Raw genomic sequence first — 16,686 nt, forward strand, 5'->3', positions numbered from 1 at the left:
TGGGCAAGTGTCGCATCCCCGGCCGAGCGCCGCCGTGAGCGCGTATCCTTGCGGCATCGAAATGCAGTGGGCGCGGCCCCGGAGGACACATGACCCAGCAACGGTGGCGCCTGGACGGCCAGACGGCCCTGATCACCGGCGCCAGCGCCGGCATCGGCCTGGCCATCGCGCATGAACTGGCGGGGCTCGGCGCCGACCTGATGATCGTCGGCCGCGATATCGACATGCTGGAGACCGCGCGCGACGAACTGCTGGATGTGTATCCGCAGCACCAGGTGCACGCGCTGGCCGCCGACGTCTCCGATGATGAGGACCGCCGCCAGATCCTGGACTGGGTGGAAGACCACAGCGATGGCCTGCACATCCTGGTCAACAATGCCGGAGGCAACGTCACCAAGGCAGCCACGGAGTATTCCGAGGACGAGTGGCGCAAGATCTTCGAGACCAACCTGTTCTCGGCCTTCGAGCTGTCGCGCTACGCGCATCCGCTGCTGGCCCGGCACGCGTCGTCGTCGATCGTCAATGTCGGCAGCGTGTCCGGGCTGACCCACGTGCGCAGCGGCGTGGTCTACGGCATGACCAAGGCGGCGATGCACCAGATGACCCGCAACCTGGCCGTCGAGTGGGCCGAGGATGGCATCCGGGTCAACGCGGTGGCGCCCTGGTACATCCGCACGCGCCGCACGTCCGGTCCATTGTCGGACCCGGACTACTACGAGGAAGTGATCAACCGCACGCCGATGCGCCGCATCGGCGAGCCGGAGGAAGTGGCCGCGGCCGTGGGCTTCCTGTGCCTGCCGGCGGCCAGCTATGTCACTGGCGAATGCATCGCAGTGGATGGCGGTTTCCTGCGTTACGGCTTCTGATCATGCGGTGGTAGTGCCGGCCGCTGGCCGGCAACCACAGGATCTTCAGATGATTGCAGTTGCCGGCCAGCGGCCGGCACTACCGGTGGGTGTCACCCCGGTACCGGGCAGTTGCTGGCCTCCAGCACGCCCTGCAGCCGTTCGCGTTCCCCACGGGCGTTGTCGCGGTTTTCCGGCGAGGCGAACCGTTCACGGCCGCGCGCGTCGCGGAAGCGTTGCTGCCAGCTGCTGCAGCGCTGCGCCTCCGGCAGTTCCTCGCAGCGGTCGCGCACCACTTCGCAGCCGGCGGCGTTGACCGGGGTGGCGCCGCCCAGACCCTGCACGGTCATCAGTTCGCAGCGGCCGGGAGCAGCTTCGTATTCGTGCAGATAGCCCCCGCCCTGGCTGTCGGTGCACTGGAAGATCGGTGGCAGCGGCGGTTTCGGCGGCGCATTGCTGTCCGGCGCCGCATCGGCCTGGCGTGGCAACGATGCACTGTCGAGTATCAGATCGCCGCCTTCGCGTTCGACCATGCCGGCTTCCATGATCGTGCGTCCTTCGCCCGGGCGGCGGGGGCTGGGCGTCGAAGCGGGCGGTGTACTCGCGGTCGCCGGTTCGGGCGGCGGCGGCGCAGGTGCTGCTGTGGCCGGCGCAGGTGGCGCGCTGGCGGCCGCCGGAATCCGCACCACCTGCTGCTTGCTGCCGGCAGGGCAGGGCGTACGTTGCAGGGTGGGCACATCGCTGCTGCTGGAAGTACAGCGGTAGATCACCCCGTCGTCGGCCAATGCATTGCCGGCGAACAGGCCCAGGGCCAGCCAGATCGGATTCTTCATGCGCACAGCGTACATGCCACGGCAGGTGCTGCGCTCAGCGTTCGCAGTCCCGCGACAGGCGTGCGTCGATGCCACGCTGTTCGTTGCTGATGGCAGTGCGCTCGCTCTGCAGCGCACTGTTGTAGCGGCGGTCCAGTTCCCAGCGGCGGTCGCGCAGGCGCGCGCAGACTTCCTGCGGCGGCAGCGCATGGCAGCTGTCGCGGACCAGCACGCTGCCGGCCGGAACCTGCACACCGACACCCACCGCGGGCGGCCGGTAGCCGGCTCCTTCACCGATGGGGGTGCCGACCGGCGTGCCGAAGGCCGGGCGTGGGCCGGGATGGACCGGGCCGTGGTGTCCGTGCGGGAGCCAGACGCTGGTCCACAACGGTACCCAGCGCGGATTGCCCTCGTTGTTGTCGCTGGTGTAGCGACGACCGTCGTCGCTCACGCACTCGTACAATGGCTGCGGCGGCTGGATGTAGACGTGGCGGATCTCGCGATCACGCATCACTGGCGCCTCATCCGGCGGCGCCGGTGTCGCGTCGCTGCGCACCACCCGTGGTGCCGGGTCGCGCGGGCGCTGCAGGTCACGCACTTCCTGCCGGCCGCTGCTGCAGGGCTTGTCCTGCAGGGCCACGGCGCCGTTGCTGGCGACACAGCGGTACACGCGCACGTCCTCGGCGGCCGGTGCGGTCCATGGCAGCAGCAGGCACAGGCCCAGGGCGGTGCGCAGCAGGTTCATGGCGGCAGGGTGCGCGATTGTCCGCGGCAGTGCAATCGTCGGTTCAGGAGCGCAGCACGTTGCCGCTGAGCGCGTCGCGGATCGGGGTTGGCTGGGCCAGGCCGCCGGTTTCGCCATCGAGGATGCCATCGAGCAGGCGCAGCAGGCGCGGGTCGAGCTCGGCACGGCTGCGTGCCGGTGGTTCACCGGCCAGGTTGGCGCTGGTGGAGACCAGGGGGCCACCCCAGGCGCGGCAAAGTGCGGCGACCAGCGGGTGGGCGCTGATGCGCACGGCGATGCCGCTGTGCTCGCCGGTGACCCAGGGCTGGGCGCGCGAACCGGCCGGCAGGATCCAGGTGTTGGCACCCGGCCAGCTGGCCAGCACCGCGCGCTGGCGAGCATCGGGCAACGCCTGCAGGCGCACCCAGCCCTCCAGCTGCGACAGTTCGGCGGCGACCAGGATCATGCCCTTCTCGATCGGCCGCTGCTTCAGCCGCAGCACCATGTGCACCGCCGCCTCATGCGAGGGATCGCAGCCCAGGCCCCAGACTGCTTCGGTCGGATAGGCGATCACGCCGCCGGCGCGGAGCGTGGCGACAGCAGAGTCCAGGGTGAGTTCTTTCATGGCGGCGACCGGCCCGACGTGGGCCTTCATTATCCCCCTGCCGCGTGCAGAAGGGGTGGTGGGTGCGGATGGTAGGTGCGGACCGTTGGTCCGCACACCTTGACCCTCATCCACGCATGGCGTGGATCTACTTTTTGGCAGCGGCCTTCTTCGCCGGGGCCTTCTTCGCGGCCGCCTTCTTTACTGCTTTCTTGGCCGGGGCCTTCTTGGCAGGCGCCTTCTTTGCGGCGGCCTTCTTCGGCGCGGCTTCCTTCTTCACCGCAGCCTTCTTGGCCGGTGCCTTCTTCGCAGCGGCCTTCTTGGCGCCGAAGCCCTTGCGCACCGGCTTGCCGGTTTCTTCCATCAGCTGCTGCACTTCGGCCAGGGTCAGCGATGCCGGCTCGCGATCCTTGGGGATCTTGCCGTTCATCCTGCCGTCGCTGATGTACGGGCCGAAGCGGCCGTTCAGCACCTGGATGTCGCTGCCCTCGAACTCCTTGATGATCCGGTTGCGCGCGATCTCTTCCTTCTCTTCGATCAGGAACACGGCGCGGGCCAGGTCGATGGTGTACGGGTCGTCTTCCTTCTTCAGCGAGGCATAGGTGCTGCCGCGCTTGGCGAACGGGCCGAAGCGGCCGATGCCGACGCTGACCGGCTCGCCGTTGTCCTCGCCCAGCGCGCGTGGCATCAGGAACAGTTCCAGCGCGTCTTCCAGCGAGATGGTGTGCATCGACTGGCCGGGGCGCAGCGAGGCGAACTTCGGCTTCTCCTCGGCGTCCTCGGCGGTGCTGCCGATGGCGGCGTAAGGCCCGAAGCGGCCCAGCCGCACGCTGACCGGCTTGCCGGTCTTCGGGTCGGTGCCGAGCTCGCGCGCGCCACTGGCCTCGGCACGGTCAACCGATTCCTTCTTGTCTTCCACCAGCTCCTTGAACGGCTCCCAGAAGCGGGCCATCAGCGGGATCCACTCTTCCTCGCCACGCGAGACGGCGTCGAGCTCGTCTTCGAGCTTGGCGGTGAAGTCGTAGTCCACGTACCGGGTGAAGTGGCTGGACAGGAACTTGGACACCGCGCGGCCGACGTCGGACGGGCGGAAGCTGCGGCCTTCCATTTCCACGTACTTGCGGAACAGCAGGGTCTGGATGATCGAGGCGTAGGTCGAGGGACGGCCGATGCCGTACTCTTCCAGCGCCTTCACCAGCGCCGCTTCGGTGTAGCGCGGCGGCGGCTGGGTGAAATGCTGCTCGGCCTGGATGCGTTCCAGCGGCACGCGGTCGCCAGGCTTCATCGCCGGCAGCTTGCGGCCTTCGTCTTCGTCTTCGGCGCTCTTGTTGTCCTTGCCTTCCTCGTACACGGCGAGGAAGCCGGGCACCACCACGGTGGTGCCGCTGGCACGGAACACGTGCTCGCTGCCAGCCGACAGGTCGACGCTGACCGTGTTGAGCGTGGCCGGAATCATCTGGCAGGCGACTGCGCGCTTCCAGATCAGTTCGTACAGGCGGCGCTCGTCGTCGGTCAGGAAGCGCGCCACCTGGGCCGGGGTGCGCAGGGCCGAGGTCGGGCGCACCGCTTCGTGCGCTTCCTGGGCGTTCTTCGACTTGGTCTGGTAGGTGTTCGGCTGGTCCGGCAGCGAGGCGATGCCGTAATCACGGGCGATCACGTCGCGGATTTCGGCCAGCGCGTCCTGCGACAGGTTCACCGAGTCGGTACGCATGTACGAGATCAGGCCGACAGTGCCTTCGTCACCGATCGCCACGCCTTCATACAGCTTCTGCGCCACCTGCATGGTCTTGCGGGTGGTGAAGCCGAGCTTGCGCGAGGCTTCCTGCTGCAGGGTGGAGGTGGTGAACGGCGGCGCCGGGCGGCGCTTGCGCTCCTTGCTGGCCACGTCGGTGACATGCAGCGAGCCCTGCGCGGCCTGCTGGATGCGCAGGCGGGCGGCTTCGGCGGTGTCGCCGTCGGTGATGGTGAACTGTTCGAACTTCTGCCCGTCCAGCTTGATCAGCTTGGCGTTGAAGTGCTGCGACGGGTGTGCGCACTCGGCGGCGATCGACCAGTACTCGCGGGCGATGAAGGCTTCGATCTCTTCCTCGCGCTCGACGATCATGCGCAGCGCCGGGCTCTGCACGCGGCCGGCGGACAGGCCGCGCTGGACCTTGCGCCACAGCACCGGCGACAGGTTGAAGCCGACCAGGTAGTCCAGCGCGCGTCGCGCCTGCTGGGCATCGACCAGGTCGCTGGCGATCGCGCGCGGCTGGCTGATCGCTTCCTTGATGGCGCGCGGGGTGATCTCGGTGAACACCACGCGCTGCATCGGCTTGTCCTTGACCAGCCCGCGTTCCTTCAGGATCTCGGCGATATGCCAGCTGATCGCTTCACCCTCGCGATCCGGGTCGGTCGCCAGCAGGATGTCGTCGGCGCCCTTGGCGGCCTTGGCGATCGCGTCGACATGCTTTTCGTTCTTGTCGATCACGTCGTAGTGCATGGCGAACCCGTTGTCCGGGTCGACCGCGCCTTCCTTCGGAATCAGGTCACGCACATGCCCATACGAGGCCAGGACGGTGTAGTCCTTGCCGAGGTATTTGTTGATCGTCTTGGCCTTGGCCGGCGATTCGACGATGAGCAGGTGCTTGGGCATGGCAGCAGTGTCTGTGGGGCGAGCCGCAGGGGAGGGGCCGCTAGGGTGGAGCAAACGGCCGCATTAGTGAAGCGGCCACGGACAAATCAATACGCTGAACGCCCGGTAGTGTGCCGGGCGTTCAGGTTTCACCTTATTAGAGGAATCACGCCCGGCCAGCCCCTGTCAAGCAGCCAGACGTGAGGATGGCCGTTCATGAGGCCATCTTGGCGATGAAGCCGACCGCGGCCACCAGCAGCACCAGGCCCGCCAGCGACAGCAGGCCGGTCAGCACCAGGATCACGATGGTGACCGTGCCCAGCTCATGGCGCTGCAGGTGCGGCTGGTCGGTGTAGGCCCAGCGGTCGACCACCAGGGTGTCGCAGATCATGTCGTGCAGGCCCTGCTTGCGCTCGGTGAAGGCGGCCATCAGGAAGCCGATGCCGAGGGTGAAGCTGCTCAGCAGCATGGCCCAGTAGCGACCGAAGGCGCGGCCCTTGGTCAGGCGGTCACCGTTGCTGCGCACGACCTTGATGCCGACCGCCATCTTGCCCAGCGTGGCGCCACCCTGCGAGGAATGGAACCAGGTGTAGTAGGCAACGCCGATGGCCATGTTGATCAGCGCGCTGGCCACCTGCGCGACGATTTCGATGGAAGTCTCGCCACTGCCCACCGCGCCCATGCTGGCGCCAAGCACCACGCCGATGATGGCGCCGATGATGCCGCCCGGAATGGCCAGCACGAAGTAGTCGATCATGTACGCCGCTACGCGCTTCCAGAAGCCGGCATAGATCACCTCGCCGCCGACCACCGGCTGCGGACCGCCGACACCGGCAGCGGCCGGCGCGCTGTAGGGCGAGCTGCTGAGCGCACCCGTGCCAGGCAGTGGTGCAGTGCCGTTGTCGATGGCGGCGTAGTCGTTGCGCAGGTCGAAGCCGCCACTGGCGGTGGCCGTGCTGGCGTCAGCCAGCGTCTGCAGGCCGAGCTCATCGACCACCTGGCGCAGTGCAGCCCACTGGGCCATGCCGTCGCGCCAGACCAGGGTGTCCAGGTTCAGTTCGCCGCGCTGGAAGCGCTGGCGGATCTCCTGGACCGACAGCGGGCCCTGGCGTTGCTGTCCTTCGGCGTAGTACCACTCAGTCATTGCATGTTCCCTGTTGGATCGTCCTTGGAGGTGCTGCCGTGCGCGTGGCTCAGCCGCGGCACGACGGCGGCAGGTACTTGTCGTCGCTTTCACCGCTGCATTCCCAGCGGCCGCTGTCGCGATCATATTCCAGCCACAGCAGGTCGCCGTCGAGGCTCTTGCCGGGCACGGCCAGCGTTGCTTCGATGCCACAGTGGCCGTTGTTGAAGCGGCCGATGTTCACCGCCGACAGGCCAGCCTGGGTGAAGTCACCCGGGGCCGGGAAACCGGCATCGTTGGCACCGGGGCAGCGGCCTTCGTCGTCGGCGAAGTGCTGCACCTGCTGTTTCAGCGGCTGCAGGGCATTGACCGCGGTGGCGACCTTGGCACGCACGGTGTAGTCGTTATAGGCGGGCAGGGCGATCGCCGCGAGGATGGCCATGATCGGCACCAGCACCAGCAGCAGGCCGCCGCCGATGATCGCGGTCAGGGCGCAACCGGAGAGCTTCTTTTTCGGCGGCGGCAGCACCCCGGCCGGGGTCTGCGTGGCATAGGGCGTGGACGGTGGCAGCACCGGTGGCTGCGGCGGAGGCGGCGCCACCGGTTCCGGTTCGGGTTCCGGCTCGGGTTCCACGGCCGGCGCAGCGACGTCCAGCGCCGGCACGATCAGGCCCAGCTCGTCGACGACGCTGCGCAACGGCTGCCATTGCGGCAGGCCGTCGCGCCAGACCAGGGTGTCCAGGGAGATCTGGTTGTTGCGGAACAACTCGACCAACTGTTCCGCCGGCAGCGGGCCTTGCTGCCGGTTGCCTTCTGCATGGAACCACTCGCTCACGGGGACGCTCCTGAATGCGCTATGCCCCCAAGTGTACGGTCAGTGCAGGGGTTCTGGCTCGTCCATGAACATCTGCGTCTCCATCCAGGCATAGGCCGCTTCGGAGCCGGGTTGGTTGAACAGCACCATCAGCACGACCCACTTCAGGTCGTCCAGGTCCAGTTCGTCCTGGTCCAGGGCCATCGCCCGGTCCAGCACCAGCTCGCGCTGGTCGGCGTCGAGGATGCCGTGCTGTTCCAGGTACAGCAGGAAGCCGCGGCATTCCACGTCCAGTTTGTCCAGCTCGGGGCCATGGTAGATGCGCACGGGGCCATCGACCCGCGCCTGGGCCACGCTCGGCCGCTGCGCGGCCAGGGCATCGAGCCAGTCGAACGCCTTGTTGATCTCGGTGGGGCTGAAACCGGCCTGGATCAGGCCGTTCTGGAGCGAATCGCGGTCACGGATCAGGTCCGCATCTTCGCTGAAATAGTGTTCAAACAGGTACAGCAGTACATCCAGGATGCTCTCTTTCATTGCCCCTCGGCCTGCGTCGCGCGACGCTGTGGAGGTGAAGAAACTAGGGAGTTCGACAGTAGCGGCCGTGTACGCACACCACGATTCCCGCCAGTTCCATGGCCAGCAGCATGGAGGACACCTGTGACGCCGTCAATCCACAGCGCGTGATCAGTGAATCCATACCGCTTGGGTTGTGGTCCAGGGCCCGCCACAAGCACTGGTAGTCAGGGTCGTCGGCCCAGCGCGCCGGCAGGAGCGCCGGCGGTGCCTGTTCAGTGGGGGTGGCCAACCGCGATTGCAAGCCCGGCAGCTGCTGGCGAAGGGCGGGAGCGAGCAGTTCCAGGACCTCCTCGGGGCGCTCGACCAGCGCCGCGCCTTCACGGATCAGGCGGTGGCAGCCGGCCGCACGCGGGTTGAGCACCGACCCGGGCAGGGCACAGACCTCGCGGCCGGCCTCGGCGGCCAGGCGCGCGGTGATCAGCGCGCCCGAGCGCTGGGCGGCCTCGACCACCACCGTGGCCAGCGCCAGCCCGGCCACCAGCCGGTTGCGCGCGGGGAAGTGGCCGGGGCGGGCAGCCGTGCCCGGCAGGTACTCGCTGAGCACCACGCCTTCGGCGGCGATCCGCGCCTGCAGCCGGGCGTGGCTGTCCGGATAGGCCCGGTCAGGGCCGGTGCCGATCACCGCCACGGTGCAGCCGCCGGCCTCCAGCGTGGCCTGGTGTGCGGCCGCATCGATGCCTGCGGCCAGGCCACTGGTCACCGCCAGGCCCGCCTCGACGAAGCAGCCGGCAAAACGTGCGGCCAGTGCGCGCCCGCTCGGGGTGGGTGAGCGGCTGCCGACCAGCGCCACCGAGGGGCGCCAGGCCAGGCTCGGGTCGCCGGCCACGAACAGGGCCAGCGGCGGATTGGGTACCTCCAGCAGTGATGGCGGAAAGGCCGGATCGGTGCAGGGCAGCAGGTGATGGTTGTCCTGTTCCAGCCAGCGCCGGGCGGCTGTCCAGGCCCGGGTCTCGGGGCGTTCCAGGGCGGCGCACTGCTCCGGCGTGCAACCGTGCGCGCGCCAGGTCGCAGTGCCTTGCGCGATGGCGGCTTCCGCACCCCCCGCGGCCTGCAGCAGGGCCCGTCGGGGCGCCAGTGCGCCTCCCGCCATCAGCAGGCGCAGCAGCGCCTCATATGCATGCGTGGTCATCCCCCACTATCGGCCGCACGCAACAAAGGCGCCCTAGGGCGCCTTCGCGTGTGGCTGTCAGGTTTTGCCGGAGGGGCCTGCCGGCCCGCGGCCGGCACTCCCTGCGGTGGCCGGGGCAGCCCCCGGCAACCATTACTTCGCGTCCGGGTGCAGCGCGTTGTAGCCCACCCGCACCGGCTTCACGCCCTGCATCACCAGCGCGTAGCTGACGTTGTCGAAGGTGCGGAACACCATCGCATGCGCGGCGTATTCGTCCGGCAGCGAGACCCGGCCCGCGCCGGTGCTGAGCGAGTCATCCATGCGCGAGGACGTCGGGTACTTCATGCGGTGCGCCACATGGCGGCCCGGGCGCCACAGCGAGAACACGGTGCCGTTGTCCACGCCCTGGGCACGGCCGGCCGAGATCGCGATCACGTCGCGCGGGCTGCCGGCGGTGAACATGTCGGTGACCGCCAGCACGCGCACGTCCACGCCCTCGACACCCGCGGCGGGCACGTGGGGCACGAACTGCAGGTCGTACGGCCTGGCTTCGACCGGCACCAGGCGGTCGCCGGCGCGCACTTCGCGGCCGCCGACGTTCTTGTCCAGCACCAGCGTGGAGGCCTCGACCTTGCCGCCGGCGATCTGGGTGATCGTGCCGGTGGCGACCTGGGCCAGCTCGTAGCCGAGCACGCCACGGCGGGCGTTGGGCGCGTTGTAGGCCTTCCACAGGTTGCCGCTGCCCGGAGTGACATCGCCATTGGCGGTCAGGTCCTCGGTCGGCTTGGGCTGGGCGTAACGCACGGTCGGGCGTACCACGGCCCAGCGCTGGCCCACCTGGGCATCAGCCAGGCGCACGTAGACGGTGTCGCCGCCGGACACGCGCAGGCGGCTGTCCTCCAGGCCGACCACGTAGGGCAGCTGCTTGACGCTGTCGACAACGCTCAGCTGCTTCAGGAACGGCTCGACCTGGGCCAGCGGAATGGCGTCGATCGGGGCCTCCTGGCGCGGACCGGCCTGGGACACGGTCACCCGGTCCAGGTAGGCCAGGCTCAGCACGTCACCTGGATAGATCAGGTGCGGGTTGGCGATCTGCGGATTGGCTTGCCAGATCTCCGGCCACAGCCAAGGCTTCTGCAGGAAACGTGCGGCGATATCCCACAACGTATCCCCTTTTCGGACCACATAGGTGTCCGGGTGCCCGCCATTCACTTCCACGGCGGTAGCATAGGCAGCCACGGTCAGCATCGCCGCGGCGACGACCGTACGAAAACGAAGCAACATAGGTGTGAAGCCCTGATTCCCCAACAGGTCCGCGCACTATAGTCCAGAAACCGGGGCGCAAGGCAAGCGTTGGAGCTAGAATCTGCGACGTATGCCGGCGTGCCGGCCCCCTATCCGGAAACAGCCATGGCCCTTCTCCCCATTCTCGAGTTCCCCGATCCGCGCCTGCGTACCAAGGCTGCGTTGATCGAAGCCGCCGAAGTCACCACGCCGGCCTTCCAGGAACTGATCGACAACATGTTCCTGACCATGTACGACGCCCCGGGCATCGGCCTGGCCGCCACCCAGGTGGACGTGCACAAGCGCTTCATGGTCATCGATGTCAGCGAAGAGAAGAATGAACCGCATGTGTTCATCAACCCGGAAATCGTCGCCAAGGACGGGGGCCGGGTGTACCAGGAGGGCTGCCTGTCGGTCCCGGGCATCTTCGCCGACGTGACCCGCGCCGACACCATCACCGTGAAGTACCTGGACCGCAACGGCCAGGAGCAGCAGCTGGAGGCCGGCGAAGTGCTGGCCACCTGCATCCAGCACGAGATGGACCACCTGGATGGCAAGCTGTTCATCGACTATCTGTCGCCGCTGAAGCGCGAGATGGTCCGCAAGAAGCTGGCCAAGCAGCGCAAGCACGTGGCGTGATCGCCAATCCGGGCCGCCCTTCGGGTGGCCCGTGCCTGCGCGACGCGCGCGGGCTGTACGGCGCCGGCCGACGGCGCCGTTTTCTTTCCTGCACGAATCCATCCTGCAAGTGGGGTAGCCATGAGGATTGTCTTTGCCGGTACGCCGGAATTCGCGGTGTCGTCGCTGCGCGCTGCGGCGCGCCACCACGAGGTCGTGGCCGTCTATACCCAGCCTGATCGCCCGGCCGGCCGCGGCCGTGGCCTGGCGCCGTCGCCGGTCAAGCTGGAGGCCGTGGCCCGTGGCATTCCGGTCTACCAGCCCGAATCGCTGAAGGATGAGGCTGCCCAGCAGCAGCTGCGCGACCTGCAGCCGGACCTGATGGTGGTGGTCGCCTACGGCCTGATCCTGCCCAAGGCGGTACTGGCGATCCCGACCCACGGCTGCTGGAACGTGCATGCCTCGCTGCTGCCGCGCTGGCGCGGTGCCGCGCCGATCCAGCGCGCGATCCAGGCCGGTGACGCAAAGACCGGCGTGTGCCTGATGCAGATGGAAGCCGGCCTGGATACCGGCCCGGTGCTGCTGCACCAGGAGCTGCCGATCGCGGCCACCGATACCGGCGGCCAGCTGCATGACAAGCTGGCCGAACTGGGTGCACAGGTGCTGTCCGACGGCCTGGGCCTGCTGCGTGCCGGCATCAAGCCGATCGCGCGGCCGCAGCCCGAGCAGGGCGTGACCTACGCGCACAAGCTGGACAAGGCCGAAGCCCGCCTGGACTGGGCGCAGGACGCCGATGCACTGGCGCGCACCGTGCGTGCCTTCAATCCGTGGCCGATCGCCGAGGCCACGCTGGCCGGCGAGCGCGTGCGCATCCACGGCGCGGTCGCCCTTGACCTGGCCCATGGCCAGGCGCCGGGGACGGTGCTGGCGGCCAGCCGCGATGGCATCGACATCGCCTGCGGCCAGGGCGCGCTGCGCCTGCGTACGCTGCAGCGCGAAGGCGGCAAGGCGATCACCGCCGCCGACTACCTCAATGCCCGCCGCGACCTGCACGTGGGGGCATAAGCGGTGTCGAAGCAGAATGATTTCTCCGTCGCCAAGGCGGCGCCGGGCGCGGCCACCCGCATGCTGGCCGCACGCGTGCTGGCGCAGGTGTTCACCCGGGGCCGCTCGCTGAAGGCGGAACTGGCCTGGGCGCTGCCCAAGCTGGCCGACAGCCGCGATCGTGCGCTGCTGGAAGCGCTGTGCTTTGCAGTCCTGCGCCGCCGCAGTACCTATGACGCGGCCTTGCAGTCGTGGATGCAGAAGCCGCTGTCGGCACGCGACGCCGACCTGCGCACCCTGTTGATGGTGGGCTTCGCCCAGCTGGACGTGCTGGAACTGCCGGCGCATGCGGCGCTGTCGGCCACGGTCGACGCCGCCCGCGCGCTGGGCCGTGAGCGCCAGGCCGGCCTGGTCAACGCGATCCTGCGCCGCGCGCAGCGTGAGGGGTTCCCGGAACAGCCGGCGCGCGATGCCTTCCCGGAGTGGCTGGCCGATGCCGTCGAGCGCGACTGGCCGGCCCAGGCCGAGGCGATCTTCGCCGCCAGCCTGCAGCCGGCGCCGTTGTGGCTGCGGGCCAACCGCCAACAGGGCGGCCGTGACAAGGCGCTGGCCACGCTGGCTGAGGCCGGCATTGCCGCCGAAGCCAGCCCGCTCAGCGCCGACGCGCTGCGCCTGGCGGCGCCCATCGCGGTGAACCAGCTGCCGGGGTTCGCCGACGGTGCGCTGTCGGTGCAGGACCTGTCGGCGCAAAGTGCGGCGGACGCGCTGGCCCCGGCGTCCGGCGCTCGCGTGCTGGACGCCTGCGCGGCACCGGGTGGCAAGTCGGCGCACCTGCTGGAACGTGACCCGAGCCTGCGCCTGCTGGCGCTGGATATCGATGCGCGCCGCCTGGCGCGTGCCCGCGATACCTACACCCGCACCGGTGTGGGTGACGGCGCGCAGACCCGGGTGGCCGATGCCAGCGACCCCGGCGCCTGGTGGGATGGCACCCCGTTCGATGCCATCCTGCTGGATGCCCCGTGCTCGGCCACCGGCGTGATCCGCCGCCAGCCGGACGTGATGTTCCATCGCCGCGCCGAGGATATCGATGCGCTGGTCGGCGTGCAGGCCCGCCTGCTGGAGGCCTGCTGGTCGATGCTGCGCCCGGGCGGCGTGCTGTTGTACGCCACCTGTTCGATCCTGCGCGCCGAGAACGTCGATCAGGTGCGGGCCTTCCTGAAGTGGCATCCGGATGCGGTGGCACAGCCTCTGGATGACACATTCGGCCTGGACTGCGAGGGGATCGCGCGCCAGCGACTGCCGGGTGACAGCGATGCTGACGGTTTCTTTTACGCGCGTCTGCTAAAAACAGCCTGACCCCCGCTGACGTTCCGAGTCCCATGCTGAAATCCCGCGCGTCGCGCGAGACGTGGTTGTTCGTGGTGATGGCCCTGCTGGTGCTGGGGGCCGGGCTGGGCCTCCGTGATCCGTGGCCGTCGGACGAACCGCGCTTCGCGCTGGTGGCCAAGCAGATGTTCGACAGCGGCCACTGGCTGTTCCCGCACCGCGGGACCGAGCTGTACTCGGACAAGCCGCCGATGCTGATGTGGTGGCAGGCCACGCTGTACAGCCTGATCGGGCAGTGGCGCGTGGCCTTCCTGCTGCCGTCGCTGCTGGCGGCACTGGGCACGCTGTGGTGCGTGGTCGACCTGGGCCGGCGCCTGTGGACGCGGCGGGTGGGGCTGTATGCCGGCTGGGCGCTGCTGTTCGCGCTGCAGTTCACCTTCCAGGCGAAGAAGGCGCAGATCGATCCGCTGCTGCTGCTGTTCATCACCCTGGCCAACTACGGCCTGCTGCGCCACCTGCTGCTGGGGCCTGCCTGGCGCTGGTGGTGGCTGGGCTGGTTCTTCGCCGGCATCGGCGTGATCACCAAGGGCGTGGGCATGCTGGCGCTGCTGATGATCGTGCCCGCGGCAATCGCCGCGGCGCTGCAGTGGCCGCGGGTGGGCCTGCACGCGCGCGACGCGCGCTTCTGGCTGGCGCCGCTGGCCTTCCTGCTGGCGGTGTCGTTGTGGCTGGCGCCGATGCTGCTGGCCGGCTTTGCCACCGGCTCGGACGAGTACCGCGCCTACATGGACGACATCCTGTTCCAGCAGACGGCGCGGCGCTACACCCATTCCTGGGACCACCACCAGCCCGCCTGGTACTTCCTGGCGACGATGCCGCTGATGTGGATCCCGGCGTTCCTGGCCCTGCCCTGGGCGATTCCAGCCTGGCGCCGCCGGCTGCAACGCCGCGACCCGCGCTATCTGCTGCCGCTGGCCTGGTGGCTGATGGTGGTGCTGTTCTTCTCGATTCCCGCTGGCAAGCGCGACGTCTACATCCTGCCGGCGCTGCCGATGTTCTGCCTGGTGCTGGCACCGCTGTTGCCGGGGTTGCTGAAGCGGCGCGATGTGCAGGCCGTGGTGGGGCTGTTCACCGGCCTGCTGTCACTGGGCCTGGCAGTGGCTGGCGCGATGGCGGTGCTGGGCGACCCGGCCTTCGAGCTGCGCCTGACCCACAGCCGCGGGCTCGCCCCCGGGGCCGTCGACGCGCTGGCGTGGACGATCCTGGCGATGGGCCTGTGGGGCGGATTGAGCCTGCTGGCCTGCGGCCGTCGCCGGCAGCTTGCGCTGGTGTCGACCCTGGCGATGGTCTGGGTGCTGTACAGCCTGGTCGGCTACCCGCTGCTGAACGATTCCAGTTCCGCCCGTGGCCTGATGCGCACGGTCGGTACCCGTCTGGGCCCCGATGCCGAGCTGGGGCTGGTGGCCTGGAAGGAGCAGCATCTGCTGCTGGCCGACCGTCCCGCGGCGACCTTCGGTTTCGAGACGGACTGGGACGAGCAGCTGGTGGCGGCCACGCGCTGGCAGCGGCTGGCGCCCGGACGTCGTTGGCTGCTGGTCCACGAGTACGCGATGCTGTCGTGCGTCGACCGCAACCGCTCTGAACTGGCCGGCGTGGCCAACCGGCGGCGCTGGTGGCTGGTGCCGGCGGCGGCGGTGACGGTGCCCTGCGTGGTCACTGCCGAGGAGCGGGAACGTGAACGGCGTTTGCAGGAACATGACTAGCCAGCACGATTTCCGCTTGTCCAGTCTGCCCAAGCGCGCCCAAAGGCAGTAAAACAGCAGGCTGGGACGGCCCCCGTTGGCCCGTCCCGTTCTTCCAGCAGATTGCAGCGATACTTCCCGACGTGCCAGCTTCACCGGACAACCTGAACCCCATGGCCGGCGACCCGCTGGGCGTTCCCGTCGGTGGGCGCCACGGGGTCGCGCATGCGCTGGCCCAGCTGGGCCTGTTCTGCCTGCCGGCACTGGTGCTGACCGTGCCGATCAACCTGTTGCCGTACGGTCTCCTGCTGCTGCTCAGCACCCTGCTGGCGCCGGAGCTGCTGTGGCGCGCGCGCGGCATGGCCGGCCAGCCGGTGAAAGTGCTGGCCTGGCTGATGCTGGCGGTGCTGGCGCTCGGCGTATTGTCGGTGGTGCTGTTCGAACAGGGCCTGCGTGACGTCGACAACCGTTCGCGGTTCGTGGTGATCCCATGGATCGCGCTGTGGGTCTGCGCGCTGCGTCCCAACCTGCGGTGGCTCTGGTACGGGTCTTTGGCCGGCCTGCTCGCCACCTTTGCGATGTCGCTGTGGCAGGTGCTGGGCGGCGCCCCGCGCGCGGAGCTGTTCACCAACGCGATCGTGCTGGCCGACATCGTGATGGTGTTGATGGTCCTGCTGGTGTTCTGTCGCCCATCGCGGCGCTGGTCGCTGGTGATCCTGGGCATGGCCGCCGGCTGCGGCACCATCGTGCTGACCGGCAGCCGCGGTGTGTTCGCCGCCTTGCTGGCGCTGCTGGTGGTGCTGGCGCTGAGCCTGCGCTGGCGCACCGGTGCGGCGCGCCTGTCGGTGCTGGCCGGCATGCTGGCGATTGGTGCGACGCTGCTGCTGTCGGTACCGGAGCTGCGCCACCAGGTCCGCCTGAGCGAGCTGCACAGCGACGTGCAGCGGATGGAGCTGGGCGACAGTGATTCTTCCGCCGGTGCCCGCGTCGAACGCCTGCAGGTGGCCTGGCAGACCTTCCTCGATCATCCGCTGGTGGGTGTTGGCATCGGTCATTTCGACAGTGCGATGCAGCGCGTGCCGGTCTGCCGGGAGAACCCGGAAGAATTGCGCTGCCACCTGGGGCATGCGCACAACGACGTGGCCGAATGGGCGGCGACCCAGGGCGTACCGGGCCTGCTGCTGTTGCTGGCGGTTTATGGCATCCCGCTGTGGTTGTTCGTGCGCCTGCATCGCCGCAGTGGACGGGCGACCTTCCGGGGGCCGGCCGCAGCCGGCGTCATGCTGGTGATCACCTACGCGCTGTGCGGGCTGACCCAGTCGATGTTCGCGCACCAGATGACGGCCAGTTTCTACGTGACCCTGGTCGGCCTGCTGACCGGCCTGTCGATCGTCGAAGGCGCGCGCCACCGGGCGATCACCGGGTCGTGATGCCGCGTCGCGCCGGGCAGGG

15 protein-coding genes are annotated in these 16,686 nt (G+C 68.9%); 6 read left to right on the forward strand and 9 right to left on the reverse strand.

Annotation, left to right across the window (positions count from 1 at the left end):
* The first annotated feature begins 89 nt into the window (after positions 1-89).
* Entirely contained in the window at positions 90-866 is a 777-nt protein-coding gene (locus BKE09_RS13715) for an SDR family oxidoreductase (RefSeq protein WP_014038643.1), read from the forward strand.
* A gap of 92 nt (positions 867-958) precedes the next feature.
* Here BKE09_RS13715 and BKE09_RS13720 read toward each other — a convergent pair whose 3' ends face one another.
* From BKE09_RS13720 to BKE09_RS13760, 9 genes are all read right to left on the reverse strand, one after another.
* Positions 959-1,678 carry a hypothetical protein gene (locus BKE09_RS13720; protein ID WP_075676742.1) on the reverse strand — a complete coding sequence of 240 codons (720 nt, stop codon included), beginning with the start codon at positions 1,676-1,678 and terminating at the stop codon, positions 959-961.
* 34 nt (positions 1,679-1,712) lie between these two features.
* Complete coding sequence (locus tag BKE09_RS13725) at positions 1,713-2,402, reverse strand: hypothetical protein (protein ID WP_075676075.1); 690 nt, start codon at positions 2,400-2,402, stop codon at positions 1,713-1,715.
* 43 nt (positions 2,403-2,445) lie between these two features.
* Positions 2,446-3,036 (reverse strand): Sua5/YciO/YrdC/YwlC family protein, encoded by a 591-nt coding sequence (locus tag BKE09_RS13730; protein ID WP_083663093.1) that lies wholly within the window; start codon positions 3,034-3,036, stop codon positions 2,446-2,448.
* Between the two features lie 97 nt (positions 3,037-3,133).
* Positions 3,134-5,620, reverse strand: a complete 2,487-nt coding sequence (locus BKE09_RS13735) for a DNA topoisomerase I (RefSeq protein WP_075676077.1) — start codon at positions 5,618-5,620, stop codon at positions 3,134-3,136.
* A 193-nt stretch (positions 5,621-5,813) separates the two neighbouring features.
* On the reverse strand, positions 5,814-6,743 hold the full coding sequence (locus tag BKE09_RS13740) for an RDD family protein (protein WP_075676078.1): 930 nt from the start codon (positions 6,741-6,743) through the stop codon (positions 5,814-5,816).
* 49 nt (positions 6,744-6,792) lie between these two features.
* Entirely contained in the window at positions 6,793-7,557 is a 765-nt protein-coding gene (locus tag BKE09_RS13745; RefSeq protein WP_075676079.1) for a pilin, read from the reverse strand.
* A 39-nt stretch (positions 7,558-7,596) separates the two neighbouring features.
* Positions 7,597-8,070, reverse strand: a complete 474-nt coding sequence (locus tag BKE09_RS13750; protein ID WP_005419622.1) for a DUF494 family protein — start codon at positions 8,068-8,070, stop codon at positions 7,597-7,599.
* A 43-nt stretch (positions 8,071-8,113) separates the two neighbouring features.
* Positions 8,114-9,241, reverse strand: coding sequence for a DNA-processing protein DprA (dprA, locus tag BKE09_RS13755; protein ID WP_075676080.1), 1,128 nt, complete (start codon positions 9,239-9,241; stop codon positions 8,114-8,116).
* Positions 9,242-9,373: 132 nt separating this feature from the next.
* Positions 9,374-10,504 carry a LysM peptidoglycan-binding domain-containing protein gene (locus BKE09_RS13760; protein ID WP_075676081.1) on the reverse strand — a complete coding sequence of 377 codons (1,131 nt, stop codon included), beginning with the start codon at positions 10,502-10,504 and terminating at the stop codon, positions 9,374-9,376.
* Positions 10,505-10,630: 126 nt separating this feature from the next.
* Between BKE09_RS13760 and def the strand changes: the two genes are divergently transcribed.
* The 5 genes from def to BKE09_RS13785 all read left to right on the forward strand — a co-directional run bounded on the left by def (position 10,631) and on the right by BKE09_RS13785 (position 16,664).
* Complete coding sequence (gene def, locus BKE09_RS13765) at positions 10,631-11,143, forward strand: peptide deformylase (protein WP_008267110.1); 513 nt, start codon at positions 10,631-10,633, stop codon at positions 11,141-11,143.
* A gap of 120 nt (positions 11,144-11,263) precedes the next feature.
* Positions 11,264-12,187: a methionyl-tRNA formyltransferase gene (gene fmt / locus BKE09_RS13770; protein WP_075676082.1), complete on the forward strand. Its 924-nt coding sequence runs from the start codon at positions 11,264-11,266 to the stop codon at positions 12,185-12,187.
* 3 nt (positions 12,188-12,190) lie between these two features.
* Positions 12,191-13,522 (forward strand): 16S rRNA (cytosine(967)-C(5))-methyltransferase RsmB, encoded by a 1,332-nt coding sequence (gene rsmB, locus BKE09_RS13775; protein ID WP_075676083.1) that lies wholly within the window; start codon positions 12,191-12,193, stop codon positions 13,520-13,522.
* Between the two features lie 23 nt (positions 13,523-13,545).
* Positions 13,546-15,255 (forward strand): glycosyltransferase family 39 protein, encoded by a 1,710-nt coding sequence (locus tag BKE09_RS13780; RefSeq protein ID WP_014038632.1) that lies wholly within the window; start codon positions 13,546-13,548, stop codon positions 15,253-15,255.
* Between the two features lie 152 nt (positions 15,256-15,407).
* Entirely contained in the window at positions 15,408-16,664 is a 1,257-nt protein-coding gene (locus tag BKE09_RS13785) for an O-antigen ligase (RefSeq protein WP_075676084.1), read from the forward strand.
* The last annotated feature ends 22 nt before the right edge of the window (positions 16,665-16,686 follow it).

The organism is Stenotrophomonas sp. TD3 (assembly GCF_001939825.1).
Lineage (GTDB): Bacteria > Pseudomonadota > Gammaproteobacteria > Xanthomonadales > Xanthomonadaceae > Stenotrophomonas.

Bases quoted from the DNA above. Each gene is read 5' to 3' on its own strand.
- BKE09_RS13715 (WP_014038643.1), top strand. From the start codon at position 90: ATGACCCAGCAACGGTGGCGCCTGGACGGCCAGACGGCCCTGATCACC.
- BKE09_RS13720 (WP_075676742.1), bottom strand. From the start codon at position 1,678: ATGAAGAATCCGATCTGGCTGGCCCTGGGCCTGTTCGCCGGCAATGCA.
- BKE09_RS13725 (WP_075676075.1), bottom strand. From the start codon at position 2,402: ATGAACCTGCTGCGCACCGCCCTGGGCCTGTGCCTGCTGCTGCCATGG.
- BKE09_RS13730 (WP_083663093.1), bottom strand. From the start codon at position 3,036: ATGAAGGCCCACGTCGGGCCGGTCGCCGCCATGAAAGAACTCACCCTG.
- BKE09_RS13735 (WP_075676077.1), bottom strand. From the start codon at position 5,620: ATGCCCAAGCACCTGCTCATCGTCGAATCGCCGGCCAAGGCCAAGACG.
- BKE09_RS13740 (WP_075676078.1), bottom strand. From the start codon at position 6,743: ATGACTGAGTGGTACTACGCCGAAGGACAGCAACGCCAGGGCCCGCTG.
- BKE09_RS13750 (WP_005419622.1), bottom strand. From the start codon at position 8,070: ATGAAAGAGAGCATCCTGGATGTACTGCTGTACCTGTTTGAACACTAT.
- dprA (WP_075676080.1), bottom strand. From the start codon at position 9,241: ATGACCACGCATGCATATGAGGCGCTGCTGCGCCTGCTGATGGCGGGA.
- BKE09_RS13760 (WP_075676081.1), bottom strand. From the start codon at position 10,504: ATGTTGCTTCGTTTTCGTACGGTCGTCGCCGCGGCGATGCTGACCGTG.
- def (WP_008267110.1), top strand. From the start codon at position 10,631: ATGGCCCTTCTCCCCATTCTCGAGTTCCCCGATCCGCGCCTGCGTACC.
- fmt (WP_075676082.1), top strand. From the start codon at position 11,264: ATGAGGATTGTCTTTGCCGGTACGCCGGAATTCGCGGTGTCGTCGCTG.
- BKE09_RS13780 (WP_014038632.1), top strand. From the start codon at position 13,546: ATGCTGAAATCCCGCGCGTCGCGCGAGACGTGGTTGTTCGTGGTGATG.
- BKE09_RS13785 (WP_075676084.1), top strand. From the start codon at position 15,408: ATGGCCGGCGACCCGCTGGGCGTTCCCGTCGGTGGGCGCCACGGGGTC.